Origin of the sequence: Nodosilinea sp. AN01ver1 (assembly GCF_050565655.1) — a bacterium.
Lineage (GTDB): Bacteria > Cyanobacteriota > Cyanobacteriia > Phormidesmidales > Phormidesmidaceae > Nodosilinea.
Genome location: NZ_JBNXVS010000046.1, coordinates 1 through 25119, shown reverse-complemented (window position 1 = coordinate 25119; position 25119 = coordinate 1). Strand labels below are relative to the sequence as shown.

The 25119-nt window shown below is 57.7% G+C and carries 14 protein-coding genes and 2 pseudogenes; 9 read left to right on the top strand and 7 right to left on the bottom strand.

Annotation, left to right across the window (positions count from 1 at the left end; translation table 11 throughout):
- The first annotated feature begins 42 nt into the window (after positions 1–42).
- Complete coding sequence (locus ACQ4N7_RS24895; protein WP_430714141.1) at positions 43–1134, top strand: ATP-binding response regulator; 1092 nt, start codon at positions 43–45, stop codon at positions 1132–1134.
- Positions 1135–1398: 264 nt separating this feature from the next.
- On the opposite strand, the gene ACQ4N7_RS24890 is transcribed toward ACQ4N7_RS24895, so the two are convergent.
- From ACQ4N7_RS24890 to ACQ4N7_RS24880, 3 genes are all read right to left on the bottom strand, one after another.
- A complete protein-coding gene (locus ACQ4N7_RS24890; RefSeq protein ID WP_430714159.1) occupies positions 1399–1992 on the bottom strand; it encodes an IS630 family transposase in 594 nt (197 codons plus the stop codon).
- Positions 1949–2359: a winged helix-turn-helix domain-containing protein gene (locus ACQ4N7_RS24885; RefSeq protein WP_430714140.1), complete on the bottom strand. Its 411-nt coding sequence runs from the start codon at positions 2357–2359 to the stop codon at positions 1949–1951. The genes ACQ4N7_RS24890 and ACQ4N7_RS24885 overlap by 44 nt, the downstream gene beginning before the upstream one ends.
- A 282-nt stretch (positions 2360–2641) precedes the next feature.
- Positions 2642–7396 carry a PAS domain-containing protein gene (locus tag ACQ4N7_RS24880; protein ID WP_430714139.1) on the bottom strand — a complete coding sequence of 1585 codons (4755 nt, stop codon included), beginning with the start codon at positions 7394–7396 and terminating at the stop codon, positions 2642–2644.
- A gap of 437 nt (positions 7397–7833) precedes the next feature.
- On the opposite strand from ACQ4N7_RS24880, the gene ACQ4N7_RS24875 reads away from it, so the two are divergent.
- The 3 genes from ACQ4N7_RS24875 (at position 7834) to ACQ4N7_RS24865 (ending at position 15221) form a co-directional block, all read left to right on the top strand.
- The gene (locus ACQ4N7_RS24875) at positions 7834–9597 is read left to right on the top strand and encodes a putative bifunctional diguanylate cyclase/phosphodiesterase (RefSeq protein WP_430714138.1); all 1764 of its coding nucleotides are present in this window, start codon (positions 7834–7836) and stop codon (positions 9595–9597) included.
- 137 nt (positions 9598–9734) lie between these two features.
- Entirely contained in the window at positions 9735–13454 is a 3720-nt protein-coding gene (locus ACQ4N7_RS24870; RefSeq protein WP_430714137.1) for a PAS domain S-box protein, read from the top strand.
- A gap of 15 nt (positions 13455–13469) precedes the next feature.
- Positions 13470–15221, top strand: coding sequence for a putative bifunctional diguanylate cyclase/phosphodiesterase (locus tag ACQ4N7_RS24865; RefSeq protein ID WP_430714136.1), 1752 nt, complete (start codon positions 13470–13472; stop codon positions 15219–15221).
- A gap of 92 nt (positions 15222–15313) precedes the next feature.
- Here ACQ4N7_RS24865 and ACQ4N7_RS24860 read toward each other — a convergent pair whose 3' ends face one another.
- Complete coding sequence (locus ACQ4N7_RS24860) at positions 15314–15520, bottom strand: hypothetical protein (protein ID WP_430714135.1); 207 nt, start codon at positions 15518–15520, stop codon at positions 15314–15316.
- Positions 15521–15769: 249 nt separating this feature from the next.
- Here ACQ4N7_RS24860 and ACQ4N7_RS24855 point away from each other — a divergent pair.
- Positions 15770–16021, top strand: a pseudogene (locus tag ACQ4N7_RS24855) (IS1 family transposase); the annotation flags it as partial.
- Between the two features lie 21 nt (positions 16022–16042).
- Here the strand turns inward: ACQ4N7_RS24855 and ACQ4N7_RS24850 are convergent.
- Positions 16043–19021: a cation-translocating P-type ATPase gene (locus ACQ4N7_RS24850; protein WP_430714134.1), complete on the bottom strand. Its 2979-nt coding sequence runs from the start codon at positions 19019–19021 to the stop codon at positions 16043–16045.
- A gap of 625 nt (positions 19022–19646) precedes the next feature.
- Between ACQ4N7_RS24850 and ACQ4N7_RS24845 the strand changes: the two genes are divergently transcribed.
- Positions 19647–20168: a hypothetical protein gene (locus tag ACQ4N7_RS24845; protein WP_430714133.1), complete on the top strand. Its 522-nt coding sequence runs from the start codon at positions 19647–19649 to the stop codon at positions 20166–20168.
- A 14-nt stretch (positions 20169–20182) separates the two neighbouring features.
- Here the strand turns inward: ACQ4N7_RS24845 and ACQ4N7_RS24840 are convergent.
- A pseudogene (locus ACQ4N7_RS24840) lies at positions 20183–20328 on the bottom strand (Acg family FMN-binding oxidoreductase); the annotation flags it as partial.
- Between the two features lie 4 nt (positions 20329–20332).
- Positions 20333–21103: a DUF6920 family protein gene (locus tag ACQ4N7_RS24835; protein WP_430714132.1), complete on the bottom strand. Its 771-nt coding sequence runs from the start codon at positions 21101–21103 to the stop codon at positions 20333–20335.
- An 835-nt stretch (positions 21104–21938) separates the two neighbouring features.
- On the opposite strand from ACQ4N7_RS24835, the gene ACQ4N7_RS24830 reads away from it, so the two are divergent.
- The 3 genes from ACQ4N7_RS24830 (at position 21939) to ACQ4N7_RS24820 (ending at position 24956) form a co-directional block, all read left to right on the top strand.
- Positions 21939–22496: a hypothetical protein gene (locus ACQ4N7_RS24830; RefSeq protein WP_430714131.1), complete on the top strand. Its 558-nt coding sequence runs from the start codon at positions 21939–21941 to the stop codon at positions 22494–22496.
- Positions 22497–22561: 65 nt separating this feature from the next.
- The gene (locus ACQ4N7_RS24825) at positions 22562–22891 is read left to right on the top strand and encodes a hypothetical protein (protein WP_430714130.1); all 330 of its coding nucleotides are present in this window, start codon (positions 22562–22564) and stop codon (positions 22889–22891) included.
- 574 nt (positions 22892–23465) lie between these two features.
- Positions 23466–24956 carry an arylsulfatase gene (locus ACQ4N7_RS24820; RefSeq protein ID WP_430714129.1) on the top strand — a complete coding sequence of 497 codons (1491 nt, stop codon included), beginning with the start codon at positions 23466–23468 and terminating at the stop codon, positions 24954–24956.
- The last annotated feature ends 163 nt before the right edge of the window (positions 24957–25119 follow it).

The following is a 25119-nucleotide window of genomic DNA, read 5'->3' as shown; positions in this document are numbered from 1 at the left end:
CCCCAGCTAGCTTATTACTCCCCCATTAGCGTGTCCATGATTATGATGCAGCCCGCTCTGATTCTGGTCGTTGACGATGACCCCACCAACTTTGATGTCATCGAAACCCTTTTAGATGGTCAAGACTATCGGCTGCTCTACGTCAACAGTGGAGATGGGGCGATCGCGGCCCTGGAGCACCTAGAACCCGACCTGATTTTGCTCGACGTGATGATGCCTGGCCTGAATGGTCTAGAGGTCTGTCGCCGAATCAAAGCCATGCCTACGGGAGCCACAATCCCGATCATTATGGTGACGGCTCTCTGCGAAAAACGGGATCTGGCTGACGGCTTTAGCGCCGGGGCCAACGACTTTATCAGCAAGCCCATCAACCGCATCGAGTTACTGGCTAGAGTGCGCTCGATGCTGCAGCTGCGCGAACAGTACAAGCAGCTGCAGGGCTTTAATACTCGCCTAGAGGCCACGGTGCAGATGCGTACAGCCCAGCTGCAAGCCCTCTCGATCAAACTGCTAGAGGCCCAGGAAACCGAGCGCCGCTTTTTGGCCCACGAGCTCCACGACGAAATTGGTCAGGCCCTTACCGCCATCAAGATCAACCTGCGCCGACTAGAGCGGGTCACCACTCCCCAGGCCAGCGAGCCGCTGGAAGACTGCTTAGCCCTGGTGGATGGCACGCTGCAGCAGGTGCGGAACATCTCCCTCGACCTGCGCCCCTCAATGCTCGATGACCTGGGGCTGGTGCCCACCCTGCGCTGGTACATCAACCGCCACGCCAAACGCACCGGCCTGCAAACAACCCTCACCTGTGAACTGCTGGCGCAGCGACTGCCGATCGCCACCGAAACGGCCTGCTTTCGCATTGTGCAGGAGGCGCTAACCAATATTGCCCGCCACGCCCAGGCCCAAATGGTGGCCGTTACCCTAACGCAGACTGACCACACCCTGCATCTCACCATTCAGGACGACGGAGTTGGCTTTGACCAGAGCAACCTGAGCCGAGCTAAGGGCACTAGCCTGGGAATTTTGGGCATGGAAGAACGAGGTACGCTAATCGGCGGCCAACTCAATATTGCCTCGGCACCGGGGCAGGGCACCCGCATTGCGCTGCAAGTGCCCCTAGCGACATCGGTCTAGTTCACCAACTGGGCAGCTTTCTGCCTTGCGATCGCCAATCTAAGGCGTCCGCCTTCCCTCAGCCTGGCCCAGGTGGCAAGGGCTCTATTCAATAGTGAATCCGCCTTAGCTACCTCGCCCAGTCTGGGCTAAACCCCGTAAAGCCTTTGGTTTGGCTTCGCCTATGCCCCCGACGCAGCTTACCGATCTGGAATCGGGGTGAGGCGATTTTAGTTTGCTGTAATACTAAATCCGGGTAGGATACTCCCGAAATGATTAGGCTTGTCATGCGGGCCACCAGTGATAGTTGGTCAAGGCTTTAATCTCGGACTGCATCGATAGCAAGGTGCGGCAGCGAGCCTCAAGGACCGCTTCGAGATCACTGAGGGCGTCAAAGCATCGGTTGATCAAGGGTTCATCGGCAAGCCGCCAGAGTCGTTCTGCCGGTTGCAACTCGGGAGAGTACGGCGGTAACACCTCTAGATGAATACCGTCGGGTATCACCAGGTCTTTGCAGGTATGCCATCCAGCCCCATCGATGACCAACAGAATCCGCTTGTGAGGGCCAGCCCCGACTTGCTTTGCAAAGGTGGCCAGGGCTTGATTAAACCAAGCGCCGTTCACCCGAGGCAGAATGAACCATTCGGTATCGCCTGTGGTGGGATGAACAAACCCGTAGAGGTCCGTCCACTCATAGCGTGGGTCGAGCAGGGCTAACGGTCGTTGCCCGACGTTGGCCCACACTTTTCGAATAATCGGTTTTAATCCCAAGCGATGCTCGTCAAACGACCAGGCTTCGACGAGTGCTTCAGGGTATTGCTGCTCAAGGTCAGCCTTACGCTCCTGGAGTTTTTTTAAATGCCTCCTGGGCCTCCAGATCGCCTTTGCGATGCCGGGGTCGAGGCACTTGCAACGATTGCTCCAAGCGCTTGAGATAGTCCCAACCCCGTTGGGGCCAAACCTTAGGCACCCCGGTGACCTCGGCAATGACGCGCGCCACCTTGGGCCCACTCCAGACTCCGTCATCGTCCGGGGGCGATTGCAGCCGAGTTTCTAGCGCTCTCAGTTGCTCGGGATTGAGCAGACTACGCGACTGGTGAGGTCGCTGGTCTTTGCGTCGATTCCGCAGTCCATCAGCACCATAACGGTTGTAGTCTTTCACCACCGCTCGGGCGTAGTCGTAGTTTAAGCCCACCGCTTTAGCCGCATCGGTCAGCGTCGTGTCTGTGTGAACCAGCCACAGCAAATGCCAGCGTCGAGACTCGATCGGGTCACCGCTAGCCCGATAACGCGCTTTGAGCTCGTCGGCTGAAAAATGGGGTTCAGATGGAGGGGTCTAGGCATTCCACAACCCTACACTATTTCGGAGGTATACAAGTCGGATTTGGTATAAAAACCTACATGACAATACGGTTTTTGATTTCTTGTGGCTTCTCTCAACTAGTGCTTCGGAGCAAGCTCCCCGGTTGTATCGCTAGAGTCACCTGGGTTATGGCAAAGCAACCCATCAGCTATTGTTGAGCTCAGGCTAGTTTTGGGCGCAGGCTAACTTCAAGAGCTGCTGAATTAGAACCTTCAGTTCTTTCATTTTGAAGGGCTTTGAAAGGTAGTGATTTGCGCCTGCGGCCAGGCACCGCTCGCGATCGCCGGGCATGACCAAGGCGGTTAGGGCAACGATGGGAATAGTGGCACAGCGAGCATCGCTGCGAATGAGCTGCATGGCTTCTAGACCGTCCATGCCGGGCATTTGAATATCCATCAAGATCAGATCGGGGGCCTGAGTTTGGGCCACCTCGACCGCTGCCTGGCCATTTTTGGCGTAAATCAGGCGATACCCCAGGGCTGTGAGGTAGCTAGAAACCGTCGCTATATTCATATCATTGTCTTCGGCCAGCAAAATTAGCGGCATCTCGTCTGCCGAATTAGCCGAGTCGGGCGGGGGAATAACCATCACTGGAGACAGGGGTGACGAGTGGCTGGGTTGCAGTTGCGCGATCGCTCTACCGGCGATCGCTGTGGGGTAGGGGAGATCGATGGTGAAGCAGCTGCCCTGATTGACCTCACTGGTGACCGACACCATGCCCCCGTGCAGTTCAACCAGCTTGCGGACCAGAGCCAGACCCAGACCTGTGCCGTTGTACTGGCGGTTTAGGCTACTGTCGATTTGCACAAAGGGCTGAAAGAGTTTGGTGATATCCTCTGGGGCAATGCCAATGCCGGTGTCGCTGACCGACAATCGGAGGTAGCTGATGCCGTCTTTGTGTTCGACGCGAGCCCGCAGGGTGACCTGCCCGCCGCCGGGCGTAAATTTAACCGCGTTGCTGAGCAGATTGATCAGCACCTGTCGAATGCGCCGTTCATCGACCAAAATATCTGGCATAGCCTGCGCGCTCTCCAGGCTCAGATTGATATCTTTGGAAAGCGCCATCTGTCGAACAAAGGTTACGCTCGATTCGCACAGATGATGAATACTGACTAATGCCTTCTCTAGTTCAAGTTTGCCGGCCTCAATTTTAGATAGTTCGAGAATGTCATTAATTAGATCGAGCAGATGATTGCCGCTGTGCTCGATCGTCTCTATGGTCTGCCGTTGACGATCGCTTAAGCGGCCAAAAACATGTTCTTTGAGCCCCTCAGACAGGCCCAAAATGGCATTGAGCGGGGTGCGCAGTTCGTGGCTCATGTTGGCGAGAAACTCATCTTTGAGGCGGGTGGCGCGATCGAGCTCGGCATTGGTTAAGAGGAGCTGTGCATTGATCTGCTGTAGGCGATCTTCGGCCTCTTTGCGCTCGGCTTCGCTGCGCTTGCGATCGCTAATGTCTAGGTTGATCCCAATCATGCTTTTGGGGTTGCCATGGGGGTCGCGCACCACCATGCCGTAGGCCTTGATGTGGTGGATGCTGCCGTCACCGTGGAGCACCCGAAACTCAGGATCGTAGACGGCTCGCCCCAGCATGGCCTGTTGCAGCAGGGTTTCGGTCGCTGGGCGATCGTCAGGATGAACGCTGTTAGCCCAAATCTCGTAGGGCACAGAAGAGGCTACATCAGCGGCAGAAGCTCCGTAAAGCTCATACATCCGCTCATCCCAGAGGATGGTATTTTGCTGAATATCCCAATCCCAACAGCCGATCGCGCCAGAACTCAGGGCCAGGGCCAGACGATTGGATAGGTTTTGGCGCTCTAGTTCGGTAACTTTACGCTCCGTAATGTCTAGGGCCGTTCCAAAGATTTTGGCAATTTGCCCCTGGTCATCCCGTTTGGCTTCCCCGCGCGCGTCTAGATAGCCCACGGTACCGTCCACCCGCAGAATCCGCAGCTCAATTTGAAAGGGGATGCCCTCCTGTATGGCCCGCTCCACATGCTGCTCTAGGCGATCGCGATCCTCTGGGTGAATGAGATTGAAATGCTCTGCATAGTCAGGTTCGTGCTGACTGGGGTCGAGCCCAAAGCAGCGGAACACTTCATCGGACCAGCTCAGCTGGCGGGTGGCGGCATCGACTTCCCAACTGCCCAAATGCACCATGCGCTGAGCTTCTGCCAGGGCAGCTTCGCTCTGGCGCAGCTCGTTCTCAATGGCTTTGCGATCGCCAATGTCGGCAAAGTAGCCGACAATTTCGACCGGTGTGCCCTGGTCATCGCAAATCAGCCGCAGCTCGTTGCGTACCCAGATGTAGTGGCCAGCTTTGTGCAAAAACCGATATTCATGGATGTGCTCCCCCCGCTCAAACAGGGCCGGTAGCTCGGCTAACAAGCGCGGGGCATCGTCGGGATGAAGGTGGATCGTCCAAAAATTGGGGCGAGACAAAAATTCTGCGGGCGTGTATCCGCTCAGGTTAACAATGTTGTCGCTCATGAAGGTAGTGGCCCCGTCGAGCTGGCAGGTAAAAATAGCCGCTGGGCTAGAGGACAGCACAAATTCCAGCTGCTGTTTCAGGGTTTGGGCCTCCAGTTCGGCTTTTTTACGCTGGGTAATGTCCATTTCAGAGCCAATGATGCGGGTTGGGTTACCGACCTTATCCCAGACGGCCTGGCCCCGATCAAGGATCCACAGGTAGTGACCGTCCTCATGGCGAAGGCGATATTCCTGCTGGTAGAAGGCCGTTTTTTGGGCTAGATGGTCAGCCATCGCCGCCAGAACGCGATCGCGGTCATCGGGGTGAATGCGATCGGACCATGCTTCGGGATGGTCGCTCACTGCGTCCTCCGCTAACCCCCGCAGCTCGTGCCAGCGCCGGGTGCGAAAGACTTTTCCGGTTTTCACATTCCAATCCCAGAGGGAGGCATTGCTCCCCTGAAGGGCGAGCTGCCAGCGCTCCTCGCTTTCCTGAAGCGCCGCCGTGCGCTGGGCAACCCGCGCCTCTAGCTCGTGGTTCAGCTCCTGAAGGGCAATTTCTACCTGCTTGCGTTCCCGCAGGGCGGCTTGCTGCTCGCTGATGTCGCGGATCATAAACAGCACCTCGTTGTCGCCGCTGGCGATCACCCGCACTTCCTCGTACTGCACGCGATCGCCAAGCTGAATCTGCTGCTCATAGACTTGCAGGCTGCGGGTATCTAAGGCTTGCCGAATGGCGGCGAGGTGGCGTTGGGCCACCTCGGTTGGCAGCAAATCCGCCATCGACTGCCCCACCGAGTTCACCGTAGGGGGCAGCAAATCAGTGACGCGCCGACTGGCGATGTACTCCAGATAGACCCCCTCTGCCGTGGTGCGGAACATTAAGTCAGGAATGGTGGACAGGATGGCACGGCTCTGGGCCTCGCTCTGACGCAGCATTTCCTCGACCTGTTTGCGCTCGCTGATATCGCGAATCATCAGCAGCACCTCATGGTCGCCAAGCGCAACGGCCCGCACCTCTTCGTGGCGAAGTCGACCGCCCACCTGCAGCTGCTGTTCGTAAACCTGGAGCTCCTGAGTTTCTAAGGCTCGACGAATGGCGGCCAGCTGAGGCTGGGCCAGCTCCGGCGGCAGCAGGTTGGCGATCGATCCATTGGGAGTGACCAGGGCTGGATTAAAGAGATTAAAGCTGCGATCGGGGCCGATAAAATCGAGGTACCGCCCATCGGCGCTCACCCGCACCAGCAGATCGGGAATGGCGGCGAGGATGGCTCGCTGGGTAGCCTCGCTCTGGGCGAGGGCGAGTTCTGCCTGCTGGCGCTCGGCCTCACTGCGTTTGCGATCGCTGATGTCGCGAATCACAAACAACACTTCATTCGGGTTGACGGGGCTAACTCGCACCTCCTCCCAGCACAGTTCGCCGTCGATCTCAATCTGCTGCTCGTAGATTTGAACCGTGCCCGTGTCGAGGGCCTGCTGGGCCATCTGGACTTTCTGCTGGGCCAGAGTTTGAGGCAGTATGTCGTAGATGGTGTAGCTAGAAAAATCGGGGGGAGGCAGCAGCACTCTCTTCACCGAGTCGCCACTCAACATGCCCAAACATTCCCCCTGGCGATTGATGCGCACCAGCAAATCGGGAATCGCTTCGAGGATGGCGTGGTTAGTGTCTTCTAGGGTTTTGCGATCGGTAATGTCGCGCACGATGACCAGCACTTCATCTTTGCCGCAGAGGTTAATTCTGACTTCCTCAGTGCGCAGATTGTCGTTGATGACAATCTGCTGCTCGTAGATTTGCAGCTCTCCCGTCTGCAGGGCCTGCTGAATGTACGTCAGGCGTTGGGCCGCTAAGTCGGCGGGCAGGATTTCGTCGCCCCGTTTGCCCACCAGGTTGGCATCGCCGCAGTAAAGTTCAAAGTCGGCAGAGCCCACGCAGTCGAGATAGACCCCTTCCGCCGAGGTGCGGATGACCAAGTCGGGCAGCGCCTGGAGCAAAGACTGATACTGGGCCATGCTTTGGCTCAGGGATGTGGCTAGCTCCTGCTGCTGAGTGAGTTGGGCCTGCTGCGCCTGGAGCATCTCCCCTAAGTGGGGTTGCAAACTTCCTCGGGTAATCGCCCCCACCAGTGCCCCCTGCTCATCTAGCACGGCCAGGCAGTCGGTGGCGTACTGCTGTAAAAGCTGTACCAGAATTGAAATATCGCTCAGATCAGACTGCCGTACGCCGATGGCTGGCGACTGCATGACCTCAGACATGGTCAACTCGGCGAGCGATCGCCCCTGGGCCACCAGCGGCAGCAGCGCGCCCTCGGCAAAACTACCGACCAATTTTTCTCCGTCAGCGACAAAAACACAGGAAAGCTGCGGCTGGCTATTTCCCATCAAACGCACGACATCGGTGACAGATATCGTGTGGTCTACAGCGGCGGTAGTTTTAACAAACGCGTGGCTCATACAGCTGGCCAATGGGAAATCTATCCTTAGTCTAGTTTTCCCAGAACCTCAGTAATAAGACGTTTTTACAGCCACGTTCTCTAGGGCCCATACTTTACCCATACTTTAAAGATGTAAAGTCTACTCGTCTATATAGAGGGACTGCTAGCGAAAATGGCTAACCCTGTATTTTTTGATCGGCGAAAAATCCTCCGAGATTATCTATGGTTTTGATCTATCGTGCTCAAACAATTGATGGGCAATGTAGCGCCTTTAAAGGCGAGGCGTTTAGTCTCGCTCTGGGCGTGGCTCACTATAACAAACCACGCCCAGAGGGGGCCTTTGGAGGCTCTATTTTCCAACCATGGCCTATGCAGAAGTTGTATAGACCCTCAACTTATCACCACTCGGCTGGACGGCTGAGGTGCTATTGCTGAAGCAGTTTAGTTGACGCTCCTATGGCTACGTCTCAACCATTTTCTATTCTTGTTGTTGACGATGAACCCAACAACTTTGAAGTGATTGAAACCCTTCTGTCCATAGAAGAAGCTGCTTTGGGTGAAACTCAGGCCTATCAGCTGCACTATGCGGCCAGTGGGTCAGCTGCCCTTGACTGGCTGGCGTTGTTTCAGCCCGATGTGATTTTGCTCGATGTGATGATGCCGGGCATGAGCGGGCTTGAGGTCTGCCTGCGTATCAAAGCGATGCCGCAGTGGCAAGCGCTGCCGATTATTATGGTGACTTCGCTCACCGAAAAGGCAGATTTAGCTCGCTGCTTTGCCGCCGGGGCCGATGATTTTATTGCCAAGCCCGTCACCAGGCTCGAGCTAAATGCCAGGGTGCGGTCTATGCTCCGCATTCGTCGGCAGTATCAAGCCTTGGCTAGCTTTAACAGTCGCCTCGAAAAAACTGTGCAAGAGCGCACAGCCCAGCTCCAGGAGATGATCGCTCAGGACGGCCTGACCCGGCTCTCTAGCCGTGCCTTTTTGCTCGAGCAGCTGGCCGAGATGCTGCAGGCTGACTACTTCTCCTTTGCGGTGGTCTATTTAGACTGCGATCAGTTCAAGCTGGTCAACAGTGCCTTTGGCCATCGGGTTGGCAATCAACTGCTCCTGGCGATCGCCAAGCGTCTGCAACAGCTGCGGCGGCCCGGCGATACACTGGCGCGGGTGGGGGAAGATGAATTTTGCTTTTTGCTGCGCCAGATCGACAGCGAGAGGGCGCTTGAGCCCTTTATCGAAACGATACTGCAAAGTTTTGTCCGCGCTTTTGAGGTGGGTAATTGCGAGATCTTTATGACCGCCTGCATCGGTATTGCGCTGGGCGATCGCACCTATCAACAGGCCGAGGAGCCCCTGCAAGATGCAGACACGGCTATGTATAAAGCTAAACAGCGCGGCAAAAACGGCTGTCAAATCTTCGATCGCCAGATGTCTGTGGCCATGCTGGAGCGCCTGACCCTGGAGACCGATCTGCAGCGTGCCCTCAATCATCACGAGTTTGTCGCCTACTACCAGCCCATTGTCAATCTGCACACCGAAGCCCTGTGCGGGTTTGAAGCGCTGGTGCGCTGGCGGCACCCCAGTCGGGGCCTGGTGTCACCCGACGAATTTATTCCCTGTATGGAAGAAACCGGGCTGATTGTGCCCCTGGGTATTGCGGTCTTGCAGCAGGCCTGTGAGCAGCTGCTGGCCTGGCACCAGCAGGGGCACCCCGATCTCACTATGAGCGTCAACCTGTCGGTGCGCCAGTTTGCCTCGCCCACCCTGCTAGCCGATATCGACCGGGTTTTGGCCGAAACGGGTGTTAACCCCGCCTACCTCAAGCTAGAAATTACCGAAAGTGCCCTGCTCAAAAATGTCGAGACGGCCATCGACATTATGGCTCAGCTGCGATCGCGTCAAATCCACATCAGCGTCGATGACTTTGGCACCGGGTATTCGTCCCTGAGTTCGCTCCACCGCTTTCCGCTAAATGACTTGAAAATCGACCGCTCATTTGTCAGCCAAATGCACGAGAGCAGCCGCAACTTTAGAATAGTCAACACCATTATTTCGCTGGGCGACCAGCTCGAGTTAACGGTTGTGGCCGAGGGCATTGAGACTCGCCAACAGCTTGAGCAACTGCAAGACTTGGGCTGTCAACTGGGGCAGGGGTACCTGTTTAGCCAACCCCGCAGCGCCGATGATATTGAAACCTATAGTTTCCAACGTCGCCGGTAAGACCGCATTCGCAACCCACAGCCCCAATTTTGCTGGCCTGCAGGGGTTGCGGGCTGGGGGCGGGTACTCTATATCCAGGTGTGGGTAACCCGTTTACCGCTCCAGGTGGGTTTGTCTGCAAGTGTTTTAGAGACAAGATGGCTGAAGTCTTGACGGTTCTAATTATTGAAGAGAGCGAAGACGACGCTCGGCTAATCGTTGAGACTTTGCGCAGGGATAGCCTGGCGGTAACCTGGGAGCGGGTACAGACCACGGCCGCCCTAGAACCCATCCTCTCGACGCGCCGTTGGGATGCGATTCTTGCTGACCACAACCCGCCCGCATTGGAGGTTTCCACGGCGCTGGCCACCGTGCGCGAGCAGGGGCTGGATGTGCCCTTGATTGTTGTCTCTGGCGGGCTTGGCGAACAGCAGGCCGTAGCCCTGATGAAGGCCGGGGCCCAGGACTACATCAGGAAAGACAGTTTGGCTCGCCTGCCAGAGGTCCTGCGTCGGGAGCTGCGGGCCGCCCAAAATCGGCGCGATCGCAAACAGGCCGAGCTGACCGTGACCCGGCAGCGCGACCTCAACCAGCTGATGATGACTGTGACCCATCGCTTTGTAGAGGTGAGGGCCGCCCAGTTTGATGCCGAGGTAACCCGCGCCCTGGGGAAAATTGGGGCCTATATTCAGGCCGACCAAGGTTATGTGGTGGCCCTAACAGCCGCGGCCCCTTTGGAGAGCGGCTCGATGCAAATTACCCACCAGTGGCATCACCCCAATGGCGCTATTCAGCTGCCCGATGCTATTTCTACGGCGGCGTTTCCCTGGGCGACGGCGACGCTGCTGCGACAGGAGGTGGTCAACGTGCCCCAGGTGGGGGCGCTACCCGCCGACTGCGCCACCGATCGCATCAGTTGGCAAGAGCTTAATGTTGGGGCAGTACTGTCTGTGCCCCTGCTTCAAAAGACTCAGGTGATAGGTTACGTAGGGTTTCTCACCCTGGGTCGGCCCGCCCTGTGGGATGACCATATCCAGCAGATGGTGCAGGTGCTGGCCCAGACCATTGCCTCTGCCCAGGATCGGCTTCAGGCCGAGCGTTTGCTGGCTAAGCGCGAAGCCCAAAGCTGGGCCATCTTTTCGGTTATGCCCGATCTGCTGATTCGAGTCGGCGCTGATGGTCGATACCGCGAAGTGCTGAGTCAAAATCACCCCTTGGATGCGATCGCCCCCTCGCAGCGCCGGATTGGCCGCCACGTGTCAGAAATTTTTCCCGCCGAGCTGGCTGAACTCAAGCTCCAGGCTATTCAGCAGGCCCTGGCCACCCATGAAGTACAAACCTACGAGCAGCAGCTGCCGGTGGGCGATCGCCTTCAGCACGAAGAACTGCGGGCGGTGCGGTGCAGCAACGACGAGGTGCTGTTTTTAATTCGCGACATTAGCGAGCGTAAGCGCAGCGATGCCGAACGCAAACGCACCGAGCTAGCCCTCCAGCGGAGCGAGGCCCACCAGCGGGCGCTGATCGAGGCCCTGCCCGATCTGCTGGTGCGGTTGAGCAAAGACGGCATCTACCTTGAGTTTGTCGCCAGCCCCACGTTTCATATAGTAGGCAATTTAACAGAGTTGGTCGGCACCCATGTGAACGAGTCGCTGCCCCCGGTTGCGGCCCAGCAGCGTCTCGATGCGATCGCCCAAGCCCTGGCTACCCAAACCATTCAGTTTTACGAGCAAGATCTGTCTACGGCAGAGAAAGTACAGATTGAAGAAGTCCGCGTAGTGCCCTATCGGGACGACGAGGTGCTGGCCCTGGTGCGCGACATTAGCGATCAAAAAGCGGCCCTCTGGGAACGCGACCGAGCTGAACGTCAGCTCCAGGAACTCAACCAGTCGCTGGAGCGGCAGGTGGTCGAGCGTACCGCTGCCCTGCAAGAGCGCGAAGTGCGCTACCGGGGCCTGATGGAAGGCGCTAGTGACGCCATTCTGGTGGCCGATATGGAGGGCCATATTCTGGAGGTAAATCGCCGGACGGAGGAGCTGTTTGGCCGCTGCCGCGACCAGCTGACCCAGATGCACCAGTCCCAACTGCATCCGCCAGAACACCGGGCCGAGTTTATCGCCCTCTTTCAGGAATCTATCAACCGCCCCCATTTTCAAGCCTCAAATATCCCCATTCTGCACGCCGATGGCCGCCGCATTCCGGTGGATATTACCGCGACGACCATCGATTTGGGGACTAGTCGAGTGGTGCAGGGCATTTTTCGCGACGTCAGCGAACGCCAGCGAATTGAAGCCGAAAACCAGCGCCTGCGCGATCGCCTGGGCTTTTTGCTCGACTCTAGCCCCGCCATCATCTACAGCGTTGAGCCCGGCGGCAACTATAGACCGACATTTATCAGCCAAAACCTGGCCGATATCTTGGGCTACGAATCGGAGGCGTTTATCGCCAACTTTACCGACTGGCGCGAGTACTACCATCCCGACGAGGCCGACAGCCTTTGGGCAGGCATTTCTGCCGTTGTCGAGCGCGGCTTCTACGCCATGGAGTATCGCTTTCGGCACCGCGATGGCCAATACCTGTGGGTGCAGGATGAGGCCCGCGTGGTTTATGACGCCAGCGGCCAGCCCCAGGAAATCATTGGCTACCTGGCGGATATCACCGCTCGCAAATGTGCCGAGGAGCAACTGCGGCAGACCAACGCCGAACTGCTGCGCGCCACCCGCCTCAAGGACGAGTTTTTGGCCAACATGAGCCACGAACTCCGCACGCCGCTCAACGCCATTTTGGGCATGACCGAGGGGCTGCAAGAGCAGGTGTTTGGCGCTATCAACGATCGCCAGCTCAAGGCCCTTAATACGGTTGAGACCAGTGCCTCCCACCTGCTGGCGCTGATCAACGACATTCTCGACGTGGCCAAAATTGAGTCGGGCCAGATTACCCTACACCTGACCCCTACGGCGATCGCTCCCCTGTGCCAGTCGAGCCTCACCTTCGTGCAGCAGCAGGCCCACAAAAAACGCATTCAGCTGCTGGACTGCATTCCCCCCCATCTGCCTGACCTGGTGGTTGATGAGCGTCGCGTGCGCCAGATTTTGATCAATCTGCTTACTAATGCGGTTAAATTTACCCCCGAGGGGGGCCGCGTCAGCCTCATGGTCACGCCAGAGCTGCGCCCCATCGGCAACGAAACCCAGGCCGTGATGCGCTTTACGGTTAGAGATACGGGCATTGGGATCACCCCTGACGACCGGCAAAAGCTGTTTCAACCCTTCATTCAAATCGACAGCGCTCTCAACCGCCAGTACCAGGGCACGGGGCTGGGCCTCACTCTGGTAAAGCAGATCACCGAGCTGCACGGCGGCCAGGTGGGGTTGACCAGTGAGGTCGGCGTCGGCAGCTGTTTTACCATCGACCTGCCCTACGACCCGGCAGGGGTACGACCCGTTAGCCCGCCTGCCGCCGCGCTCACCGATAGTTCCACCGCCGTCGACCCGACTCAGCCATGGCCCCTAATTTTGCTCGTTGAAGATCAGCAGGCCACGATCAGCACCGTGGTCAACTACCTAACCGCCAAGGGCTACCGCCTGCTGGTAGCCAGCCACGGCGAAGCGGCGATCGCCATGGCCCAGGCCGAAAATCCCGATCTGATTGTAGTGGGAATGCAGCGATCGGGGGGAGACGGCCTGGAGACGATTCGCCGCATCCGCGACGATCCGCCCCTGGCCGATCGCCCGCTTGTTGCGCTCACTGGGCTGGCGAGCGATGGCGATCGCTGCCTGAAAGCCGGGGCCAACCAGTGCCTGAGCAAACCGCTGAAGCTCAAGCAGCTAGCCACCACTATTCAGCACCTGCTCAACCCGGTTGCGCCCTCCACTCTTTAACCTACCAGCAGACCTATGCCACCCGCCTCTATCTTGATCGTTGACGACGACCCCAATAACTTTGATGTCATTGAGGCTCTGCTCGACGCCCAGGGCTATCAGCTGCACTATGTCAGCACCGGGGCCGCGGCGATCGCCGCCCTCGATACCCTGGAGCCCGACCTGGTTTTGCTCGACGTGATGATGCCTGGCCTCGACGGATTTGAGGTTTGCCATCGGATCAGGTCTTCGTGCACCTGGGCTACCCTACCAGTGATTATGGTGACGGCTCTGAGCGAAAAACAGGACCTGGCCCGCTGTTTTAGCGCCGGGGCCAACGACTTTATTAGCAAACCGATCAACCGGCTAGAGCTAATTGCCAGGGTGCAGTCAATGCTGCTGCTGCGAGAGCAGTATCGGCAGCTCGAAACCTTTAATACCCAGCTCGAAGCCAAGGTGCGAGAGCGCACGGCCCAGCTCCAGGCGATCATTGCTCAAGATGCCTTAACCCAGTTGCCCAGCCGCGCCGCCCTGATCCAGACGTTGTCTGAGCTGCTGCAGGCCAAAAGCTCGGCTTTTGCGGTGATTCATCTCGACTGCGACCAGTTCAAGCTGATCAACGGCTCCTTTGGCTACACCCTGAGCAACCAGCTGCTCAAGGCGATCGCGGCGCGGCTTCAGCAGCTGATACCCAGCGACGGTCTGCTGGCCTGCCTGGGGGGCAACGAGTTCTGCATTCTGCTGCGGCAAACCAGCGATCTGGAGCGGATCGAATCGCTGATCCAAACAATACTAGACAGCTTTAAAACCCCCTTTACCGTGTCAGGGCTGGATCTTTTTGTCACGGCCTGTCTGGGGATTGTACTCGGCCACAGCAACTACGTCTGCCCCGAACAGCTGCTTCAGGATGCTGGCATTGCTATGTACCGGGCCAAGCAGCAGGGGACCGGCAGCTACCAATTCTTTGACCCGCAAATGCACCAAACCATGGTGCATCGCCTGGCCCTTGAAAACGATCTCAAGCTTGCCCTCGATCGCCAGGAATTTGTGGTGCACTACCAGCCCATTGTCCACCTCAAAACTCTCAAAATTGCTGGTCTAGAGGCGCTGGTGCGCTGGCAGCATCCCAGCCGAGGCCTGGTCGCTCCCGGCGAGTTTATTCCGCTGATGGAAACTACCGGGCTGGTGGTGCCGGTGGGTCTGCTCATTCTCAAGCAGGCCTGTCAACAGCTGTACCGCTGGCAGCAGCAGGGCTGGACCCATTTGATCATGAGCGTCAACCTATCGGTGCGACAGTTTGCCTGCCCCACTCTGCTCGACGATATTGATCAGATTCTCGCGACTACCGGCATCAACCCCGCCTGCCTCAAGCTGGAAATTACCGAGAGCGCCATTATGGACAATGCTGAAACCGCTATTGGTCTGGTGGAGGCCCTGCGATCGCGGCAGATTCAGATCAGCATCGATGACTTTGGCACGGGCTATTCTTCCCTGGGCTACCTGCATCGATTTATGGTCAACGACCTCAAAATCGATCGTTCGTTTACCAGCCAAATTCAAATTTTGACCTCTAAATACAAGGTCGTTGACACCATTATTGCCCTGGGCCAGCAGCTGGGCCTGACCGTCACCGCCGAAGGCATCGAGACCCAGCCCCAGCTGGCGCGATTGCAGCAGCTCAACTGTGAACTGGGGCAGGGCTATTTATTTTCTAAACCCCTGCCAGCCGCTGATATCGAAACCCGCTTTCTCAACGGCAAAGATAGCCCGATCATGCTGGTGGCCTGACGGTGCAGCGGATGCAGGTCTGTTCTTTATCGAGAGCATTGGCGCATTCGGGCATCCGCTGCCGCCGCTAGTCTGACAGGCTCGCAATGCAATTACTCAGGATCTTGGTTATCGGTTTGATCCATGCCTACGCCTTCGTGGCCGCGATCGCCGAGCATTTGAGGGGTGACAGCAGGATTTTCAATAATTTCCCGGGGGTCTTTGTCGTAGCCGCCCTTGGTAACTAAATCACGGGGATCGAACGTTTCATCATCAGTGGATTGAGTGTTGTCGGGGTTGTTCTGTTGATTCTCAGTCATAAAATCACTGCTTTTGCGTCAACTGATAGGAGCATCAGTCTATTAGCGTAAGCAGTCGCAGCAGTTGTTTCATCCCTCATTCGCTATACATTGAAAAAACCCACAACATCTCGCAGCCTCCACAGCATTCTCCCTTAACTCTTAACTACACGGTGAGGCTGTCGCTGCTTCAGACCAGCATTATTTTATGGCAACCGGCCCAACTGGCCGAGGTCACAGGCTCAGAGGGGGCATTTATGAGATGGAATATGCTCAAAGTATGTTACTGATGGGTGGAAGGTGTACCCCAGCTTTATTCCAGCGGGTGATCAAATCGTCAGCAAAACCTATATGACTCGGGTCGAGGGAGAAAACACTCGACTACGGCACTATCTAGCCCGTCTGCATCGCAAAATGCTCTGCTACTCCAAGTCCGTAGACATGCTGGCTCACTCTGTTCGGCTGTTACTTCACTACCTCAAGTTCGATGATGTGCCAGTCCCGCCAAGATTCATCTCTTAATTCAGCAACGCCGAGGCCGCGTTATGGTAGAACCCGAAAGCGTTTGCGGGTGAGGTTTTGGTGCGCTGAGCGGGAAAACCTGTGAACGATCGCTTTTCGGATTTCCTCAGCCCCCAAAATGAAGGGCGGACACACTAGCAGCAGCACCCACTGGGCCGGATTCAGCGGCGTGGTAGAAAAGATAGTGCGGAGGAAGGGAATCTGGATAATGGCGATGATCAGCGTCCACTCAATCAGCATGCCAAACCAGATCAGCGGGTTTGTAAACCAGCCCAACCGCCAGATCGAGGCTTTCTCCGAGCGGCAGGCAAACACGTTGCCATCCTGACAGGCGACGATCGCCGCCAGGGTTAGCGTTGTCGCCTGGGCGTAGATCAGCAGCACCGGGGCCGTGGCCGAGTGGGTCAGCAGGGCGGGCGTCACCGCCTGAATCTCGGCCAGGCCGTAACCGTGGCTGCGCCAGACCCAGAAAAAAGCGGCCATCCCCAGCACCGCCTCCAGCAGACCCAGCCAGCAGTAGGCCCGCAATAGCAACGCCCGATCCATCAGGGGATGGGTGTGTGAGCGGGGCGGCTGTTGCATGATGCCCGGTTCGGCGGCTTCGGCCCCGAGGGCGAGGGCGGGCACCATGTCGGTGCCCAAATCGATCGCCAGGATTTGCATAATCACCAGCGCCGGGGGAATTTTCAGCGCCACCATCAGCAGGAAGGGCACCAGCTCCGCCACGTTGGAGGCAAGGATGTAGGTGATGAACTTACGGATATTTTGATAGACGGTGCGGCCCTGCTCGATCGCGCCCACAATGGTGGCAAAGTTGTCGTCAGTCAGCACAATGTCGGCGGCTTCGCGGGCCACATCAGTGCCGTTCAGCCCCATGGCCACGCCAATGTGCGATGACCGCAGGGCCGGGGCATCGTTGACGCCGTCGCCCGTCACGGCGACGATCGCGCCCACGGCTTTATAGGCCTGCACCAGCCGCAGCTTGTGCTCCGGCGACATGCGGGCAAACACCAGTTTGGAGCGGTATTTCAGCATTTGCTGCAGCTGGGCGTCCGAGAGGTGATCCATGCTGTCGCCCGTGACCACCCGCACCTGCTCATGGGGGGTAAAGCTGTTGTCGAGCAGGCCAATCTGCTGGGCGATCGCCTCTGCGGTCAGGCCGTAATCCCCCGTCACCATCGTCACGCGAATGCCCGCCTGGTGGCACTGGGCGATCGCCTCGGGCACCTCGGGTCGGGGCGGGTCGAACATCGCCACCAGCCCCAGGAAGGTCAGGTCTTGCTCCAGATCCTGGGCTTTCATTGCCTGGAGATCAGCGCCACCGGGACGCACCGCCAGCCCCAGCACCCGAAAGCCCTGGCGAGCCAGGGCATCGTTGGCGGCGACCACGGTTTCCCAATCGGCGTGCTGCAAGGCGGCGATCGCGCCATCCCGCAAAATGCTCTGGCAGTGGCGCACCACTTCCAGCGGCGCGCCCTTCGTAAAGGCGACCTGTTCGGAATGTTGCGGAAAGGTCTGGGGCCAGAGGTCGTCGCGCCAGTCGAGCACCACTGTCATCATGCGGCGACGCGAGTCAAAGGGGATTTCTCGCTGCCGGGGATAGCGCTGCTGTAGCGCTTCGACGTTGAGTCCGGCTTTGGCCGCCGCCACAATCAGGGCCGCTTCGGTGGGGTCGCCCATCTCCTGCCAGCGGTTGGGGGCCGTCAGGTGCATCAGCCGCGCGTTGGAGCACAGCGCCGCCCCGCTCAGCAGCAGGTGCGCTTTCCAGGCCAGGGGCGAATTGTCGGACAGATGCACCTGCCCCGCCGTCGGGTCGTAGCCTGCCCCGGTCACGGCGATGTGCCCTGCGGGCAGACCGGGCTCGGCAGGGGGCAGGTCGCCCGCCACTGGCGGCAGCCAGAGATAGCGCACGGTCATTTCGTTTTTGGTCAGGGTGCCGGTTTTGTCGGTGCAAATTACATTCACGGCGCTCAGGGTTTCTACCGCTGAGAGCCGCCGCACCAGGGCGTTGTGCCGCACCATGCGCTTGACGCCGATCGCCAGCGAGAGCGTCACCGTGGGCAGCAGTCCTTCGGGCACCAGGGCGACGATAATGCCGATCGCAAAAATGAAGCTCTCTTTGACCTCCATGCCCACCAGCACAGACGTCAGCGCAAAAATCAGGACTCCCATACTGAGGGCGATCGCGGTAATCACCCGGACAATATGGCTGACCTGCACCTCTAGGGTGCTGGGCTCCCGCTTCACCTCGGTGGTGAGGTGGGCCACCTGGCCAAACTCCGTCTGGGTGCCCGTAGCGTAGACCACCGCCGTGCCCCGTCCTGACGAAACGGTGGCCCCTGCCAGCACCAGATTGCTGATTTCCGCCGGGTTTACCTTGTCGTGCTGGGGCTGCTCGCCCTGCCGCTCCAGGGGTTTGCCGCTGCGCACCGCGAGGCTTTCCCGCTGGCGTACCGGGTGGGGGTTGCGGACGACGGGCAGAGATTCTCCCGTCAGCACCGACACATCCAGGTACAGGCTCTCTGCGCTAACCAGACGGGCATCGGCAGAGACGCGATCGCCCTCCTCCAGCTGCACCACATCCCCCCGCACCAGCTCCCGCGCCGGAATCTGCGTCAACGCGCCGTCCCGATAGACCTGCACCTGGCTCGGCAGCACATTCTTCAACGCCGCCAGCGCCTGCTCGGCCCGAAACTCCTGCCAAAAGCTAAAGACTGCGTTGATCCAGATCACCGCCCAGATCGCCCAGCCCAGGGCCGCCGTGTGGGAGATAAAGGCCAAAATGCCCGCTACCCACAGCAGCAGAGCCATAAAGTGGGTGAGCTGATCGGTAAAGCGCAGCCACAGCGGTCGCCGGGGTGGTTCGGGCAGCTCGTTTGCCCCAAATCGCTGGAAACGCTCCTGGGCTTCAAACGCCTCTAGACCCTGAGGGTTTGTACCCAGGGCGGGGTAGACCGCCTCAATGGGCAGGGTCCAGATCGGACGGTGGGTCGATACCATTGCTAAGCCCCCTTGAGGTGTGGGAAGCGAATCGATGTTGGTGTTCGTGGCTTCGCCTGAGAGCCTGAAATGCTAGGCAAAGTACCGAACCTCGCACCTACAAATCATCGGGCTTTTTAAGAGCGGAGGCACTCAGACTTAATATTTATTGTTGATAGATTACGGTCGGCTCTGAACCATAATTGAAGAAACCACAGCCGGATGATGCTCCTTGGGTTTATCTCATAAACCATGACAACGACGAATATAGCGATAGTGGGGACATCGCTATAAAAGCTATTGGCTAACCAAACTAAACCTTAATTATGAGGAATTTGTGAGCGATTGCTTGAGCGAACTAGTAGCATTTTGGATTGGGCGATCGCTCTTGTCGCCAACTTGTATTTAGCGGCCCTGGTGTATCGTTGTTCATCCTTTTGTTACAAGCTAACAACACCCTCCAAACAACCTGCCTATGCTAGAGGTATACGGTGATCCGCTGCCTTTTGCGATCGCATCGCAGAGCCGCCAAGGACAGTTTTGGGGCTTGAATAAGTAGCAAATCGTTCTTCTATTGCTCCTTCAGGTTAAGCCGCTGAGTGGGTTGCCGTCGGTGAGGTTTAGCCATCCCAAGGAGGGCTTTTCTATGGCCACGAAGCTTGTTTCAATCGCGCTTTCGGCCCTGGCTGGTGCCGGTATCGCCACGTTCGTCTTGACCGCTACGCCCCTGCAGGCCCAAAACCAGACCGGCTGGTGGCCTATGGGTCGCCAGATGATGGGTGAGCGCTGGCAAAGGGGCGGCCCCATGGGGCCAGGCGGCGGCGGAATGCCCTGCATCAACGGCGGTATGTTTGATGCCGATGATTTAGTCACGCTGCAAGGTACGGCCACTGCCGTAAATCGCTACGGCGGCCACCAGGGCATGTTTCTGACCCTGCAAACCGCCCAGGAAACCCTGGCGGTGCACCTGGGGCCAGCCTGGTATTTAGCAGATCAAGGGTTCGACATCGTCCCCAACCGCCCCATTGCAGTAAAAGGCTACCGCAGCGATTGGCAGGGGCAGTCGGTGGTCATGGCCTCTGAGGTAACGCAGGGCGATCGCGTTTTGCAGCTGCGTGACGCCAACGGCTATCCCCTCTGGATGCAGCGGGCTACGCCATCCAGGTAGCCGAGTTTAATGGCTCACATCAGCACCGCCTCAACGGGTCGCCGGGGCGATCGGGGCATCTCTGGCCCCGCCCAAACCGCACCACCAGGTCGGGCCGTCCTGCCCCCAGCCCCAGCGCCTCGGCAGACTTAGGCCGCAGCGCCGCCTCTTCCACCGGCTGGGTATCAGCGGTAGCGGGCGCGGTCAATGGTGCAGCGGAAAAATTCGCCCTCGCGCTCAAAGCGGTCGCTGCCAAAGAACCACCCCGCCCGAATGCGAGTAGGGATGGTGTAGCCCTCAAAGGTGCCGCTGGCTTCGGCAACAACGCCAAAGGTGCCGTAGTGGTAGTCGCCCCCCTCGGGATTGCCCCAGCGCGGGAGGGCAACCTGCTGAATCGCCCCTCGATCATCCAGGGTCAGCGTCAGGTGGGCGGGTTCGCCAAAAGCGGTGAAGTCGGCCTGCACCTGGACGTCGTTTAGCGCCGTCCAAGTTATCTCTGGCTGACAGAGTACCGAGGGCAGCCACACCGCCTCGCCCTGGGCGCGCCCCGCCTCCGATCGCGCCACATCCTCCCCACTGGCCTGCACGATGGGCAGCAGGCCCAGCAGCTTCCAGCGCATTTCGCCGCCGCCATCTACCAGGCGATCGGCCCCCAAGATGGGCAGCCCCTGCATCCAGGTGGTGGCCCGCCAGACCATGCCCCGCTGCCAGCGAATCACCTCTTCGCCGGAGAAGCGATGCCACTGGTTGCCCAGCTTAATGGTGCCGTGCATCTGCAAGCGCACCGCTGAGGCCAGGGGAGTATCGGGAGCAATCGCCCAGCTCAGGTAGCGCTGGGCCGGGGGTGGCAAAGATTCGAAGATAGCCGCATCGAAGGTCGCTGCTGTGGGAACGGCGGGCCGCGACTCCCAGAGGTCTTTCAGGGAAACGGGTTTGGTAGCCAAGGGTTGAGGCATAGCACCCTCCTAAGCGCAGGTTGTAGCGAACGCTTTGAGTAAAATTGCTTGTATAGCGCTGGCCAGTTCGCTTAGGACATTGCTGACTGCCTGTAGCCAAGCCTGGGACAGCGAACTGGCGTATAGCCATCGCCCATAGGCTACCTACGAAAACGTCCTAACCGTTGTAGCGATGGCCATATTTTAAGGGCGATCGCCGCTGCCCCAACCGAGGCTGACGCAAAACTTAAACCGAATCCGATTCGCAAAATCCCGATTCAAAACCATCCTGGCGAAAACCATTGGCCTCCAGCTCAATCTGGGACGAAAGTTGGAATTTTGGGATATTCCCTGGCGGGAGAGTCGATTACCTTTTAATAGGATGCTGTGTCTTTGTGTGTCAGGCCACCACCATAGGGGCATAGACCAGAGAAAAATGGTGTTTTCAAGTCTCTTGTGTTCACGCCCTGGCTGAGGCGCGATCGCATCGATAAAGCAGCAGACTTTACCGATTCCATACCAAAGAGAATTTGGCTAGTGGCAGGTAAAAATATCGTGAAATCCTCTAGCTGAATTCCTCAGAAGATGAGGATCAATGGGTCAACGCCCTACTATTGAATACCCTAAAGATAGGGCTTTCCATGTCCTATCCTTAAGTCTGTTGCGACCAGGAATAGAGGTGGTCAATAGGTGTCGCAAAATGGATTAACTTTTGTATTTCATACATCAATCCTATTTTTGTTTTGTATAACCACAATAGCAGCAATGGCTAATACCTAAGATGCCGTTATTCCAATGCCGCTGCCGTAGATCTAGAGGTGCTTTTTTAAAAAGCTTCGTTTCTTTAATGAAGACTATGAGTATTAAGTCAAAGCTTCTTGCCGGTTTTGCCCTGGCATTTTGTCTGACAGCAGCGGCGGTTCCCTTCGCCGCAAAGGCGATCGCCGCTGCCCCGCCAATGGCCATCGCACAGTCTGCTGCCCCGCTGACAGAGGCAGATATTCAGGCTGTTATTGATCGATTACAGGCAGCACGAAACAATAGAGATGTGGAGGGAACGCTTGCGCTAATCGCCCCCTTTGCGGTGACGGTCGTCACGGCTGAGTCTGGCAATGGTGTCTCTACAATTACCACCCACCTAGACGGAGTAGAGGCCCATCGCCAAATGCTGGAGCAATCTTTTAGCCAGGTTCAGCGTCGGGAGAGCCTGAAAAATTACGTGACGATCGACATCATTGACGATAATTTTGGCCTCGCAAAAATCTATCAGCTCGAAAACTTTGAAACATCCACGGGGGAAACATGGATAGCAGCTAGTCAGACTGTGCTTCGCCTAGGTCGAGTCGATGGTCAGGTGTTAGTCACCTCTGCGACGGTCGATGGCTGGATTTCGGCCCGTCCTGCCCAGAATTAATGCCCAAATAGGGTTTCTAGGATGGTAATGATTTGAACTGTAAAGCGTGAACTAACGAGGACGAAATGATCAAACGGTCAATCGCTATTGGGTTGTCTGTCTTTGCCGCGATCGCAGCCCTGCTACCAACGGCCAAGGTAGCACAGGCCAGCTTTGGCAACTTTTTGCTAGGGGTTGGGGCCGCTGCCGGAACCAGTGCCGTGATCAATTCCAACCGCAGAGCGACTGAGGCGGAGCAGCGCGCCACAGAGGCTGAACGCCAGCGACCCGCATCCCCCGAAGATGAATTTTTTCGCGGACTTCAGGATGCCCTCAATGGTCTACCCTACGACAACTTTCGGGCCACCACTGATTACGACAAGGGCTTTCAGGAAGGGGTGCGACGCCTGCAATAGCGACCAGCGTCTTTCAAGTTTTGGGATTGCTGAACATATGGGTATGAATCAACCCTTTAATGCCTCTCGTAGGGGCAAACGGTCGTTTGCCCCTACCCAGATTCATGCCTCAATTCAGCAACGCCCAAGATTTCTCTGGCAAAAATGAACCAGCCCTGGCCTGAGAGCGAAAGCACTGTTATGAACTTAGCCTGGGCAATGCGTTTTCGTGGACGGGTCTGGCGGCGCTGGAGTGGCTATTTTCGGGCAATACCTCTCTCAATGCAGGCTACCAGGTCAACTACCTGAACTACTCCGGCAATAGCGGAGCCAGGGCGATCGATCTCACCAGTCATGGCCCCTACCTGAGCGTCTTATTTCGGTTTTGAGCCCGAGGCTCCTAGCCGCGATGGCCACAGCTTAGGATTGCGCTTCGTGAAGAACGGCAGATTGGAACTTTTGGATATTCACGACTAGGCAAGATCCCTATATTGGCCTGTGCGCTGCATCTGCATTCTGCATCTGACATCGCTGCGATCGCGCTCAATGGCAGAGCAGCCCCTATCTTTCAAAATTTACTAAAAGGATAAAACCCATGCCCAACGGTAAACCCAACATTCTCATTCTCTGGGGCGACGACATCGGCTGGTGGAACATCAGCTACAACAGCCGAGGCCAGATGGGCTACCGCACCCCCAATATCGATCGCGTCGCCAACGAAGGGGTCGCTTTCACCGACTACTACGGCCAGCAGAGCTGCACCGCTGGCCGCGCCGCCTTTATTACCGGGCAAAACCCCATTCGCACCGGGCTAACCAAGGTGGGCATGCCCGGTGCCGATCTCGGCCTGCGCCAGGAAGACCCGACGATCGCCGAACTGCTCAAGCCCCTGGGCTACGCCACAGGCCAGTTTGGCAAAAACCACCTGGGCGACAAGGACGAGTTTCTGCCCACCATGCACGGCTTCGACGAGTTCTTTGGCAACCTCTACCACCTCAACGCCGAAGAAGAGCCCGAACATCCCGACTACCCTAAAGACCCCGCCTTTAAACAGCGCTATGGCCCTCGCGGCGTGCTCCACAGCTGGGCCGACGGCCAGGGGGGGCAACGGGTGGAAGACACTGGCCCCCTGACTAAAAAGCGGATGGAAACCATCGACGAAGAGGTGACCGAGCACGCCCTCCACTTCATGGACCGCTGCCATCAGCAGGATCAACCGTTCTTTCTGTGGTACAACACCGCCGCCATGCACTTTCGCACCCACTGCCCCGACAAGCACAAGGGCAAGAGCGGTCAGGGCGACTACAACGATGTGATGGTGGCCCACGACGAGTTAATTGGCCAAATGCTCAACAAGCTGGATGCCCTGGGCATTGCAGACGACACCATCGTCATGTACTCCACCGACAACGGCGTTCACTACAACACCTGGCCCGACGCGGGCATTACCCCCTTCCGCAGCGAGAAAAACACCAACTGGGAGGGCGGCTGGCGGGTGCCAGCATTCATCCGCTGGCCCGGACAGTTCTTGGCGGGGTCGGTGGTCAACGGTATCGTTTCTCACCAAGACTGGCTGCCCACGCTGCTGGCGGCGGCGGGCGAACCGGAGATCAAGGAGAAGCTGTTGCAGGGGCACACCATCGGCGATCGCACCTATAGGGTCCACATTGACGGCTTCAACATGCTGCCCTACCTCCGGGGTGAGGTGAAGGAGAGCCCCCGAAAATCCCTCTTTTACTTCAGCGACGACGGTGAGCTGATCGCCATTCGCCATGAAGACTGGAAGCTGGTGCTGATGGAACAGCGGGCCAAGCAGCTGCAGTGCTGGTTTGAGCCCCTGGTGCCACTGCGGGCACCCAAAATGTTTAACCTGCGCCGCGACCCCTTTGAGCGAGCGGATGAGAATTCCAATACCTATTGGGACTGGCTGATTTCCCATGCCTACCTGATGTACGGCATGCAGGGGCTGGTGGCGCAGCAAATTGAAGGGTTTATGAAGTTTCCGCCCCGGCAAAAGCCAGCTGCGTTCAATCTAGATGCTGTCATGCGGCAGCTAGAAGATGCCGCCAGCAGCCGTAACCACTAGGTTTGAGAGACCCTCACCCTAAATCCCTCTCCCTGGGGGCTACTAAGTACACACAAATGAGTCCTGAGCTATTGACCATCCCTCAAATATGGCCTCAAATTTCTTGAGTCCTTGGCTCAAAGTGCGAATACCGGGTGGCGATTGCGAACGATAGCCCGACCAT

Coding starts and splice junctions, on each gene's coding strand:
- ACQ4N7_RS24870 (WP_430714137.1), top strand. CDS start 9,735: ATGGCTGAAGTCTTGACGGTTCTAATTATTGAAGAGAGCGAAGACGAC.
- ACQ4N7_RS24875 (WP_430714138.1), top strand. CDS start 7,834: ATGGCTACGTCTCAACCATTTTCTATTCTTGTTGTTGACGATGAACCC.
- ACQ4N7_RS24825 (WP_430714130.1), top strand. CDS start 22,562: ATGATCAAACGGTCAATCGCTATTGGGTTGTCTGTCTTTGCCGCGATC.
- ACQ4N7_RS24880 (WP_430714139.1), bottom strand. CDS start 7,396: ATGAGCCACGCGTTTGTTAAAACTACCGCCGCTGTAGACCACACGATA.
- ACQ4N7_RS24895 (WP_430714141.1), top strand. CDS start 43: ATGATGCAGCCCGCTCTGATTCTGGTCGTTGACGATGACCCCACCAAC.
- ACQ4N7_RS24850 (WP_430714134.1), bottom strand. CDS start 19,021: ATGGTATCGACCCACCGTCCGATCTGGACCCTGCCCATTGAGGCGGTC.
- ACQ4N7_RS24865 (WP_430714136.1), top strand. CDS start 13,470: ATGCCACCCGCCTCTATCTTGATCGTTGACGACGACCCCAATAACTTT.
- ACQ4N7_RS24820 (WP_430714129.1), top strand. CDS start 23,466: ATGCCCAACGGTAAACCCAACATTCTCATTCTCTGGGGCGACGACATC.
- ACQ4N7_RS24835 (WP_430714132.1), bottom strand. CDS start 21,103: ATGCCTCAACCCTTGGCTACCAAACCCGTTTCCCTGAAAGACCTCTGG.
- ACQ4N7_RS24845 (WP_430714133.1), top strand. CDS start 19,647: ATGGCCACGAAGCTTGTTTCAATCGCGCTTTCGGCCCTGGCTGGTGCC.
- ACQ4N7_RS24860 (WP_430714135.1), bottom strand. CDS start 15,520: ATGACTGAGAATCAACAGAACAACCCCGACAACACTCAATCCACTGAT.
- ACQ4N7_RS24830 (WP_430714131.1), top strand. CDS start 21,939: ATGAGTATTAAGTCAAAGCTTCTTGCCGGTTTTGCCCTGGCATTTTGT.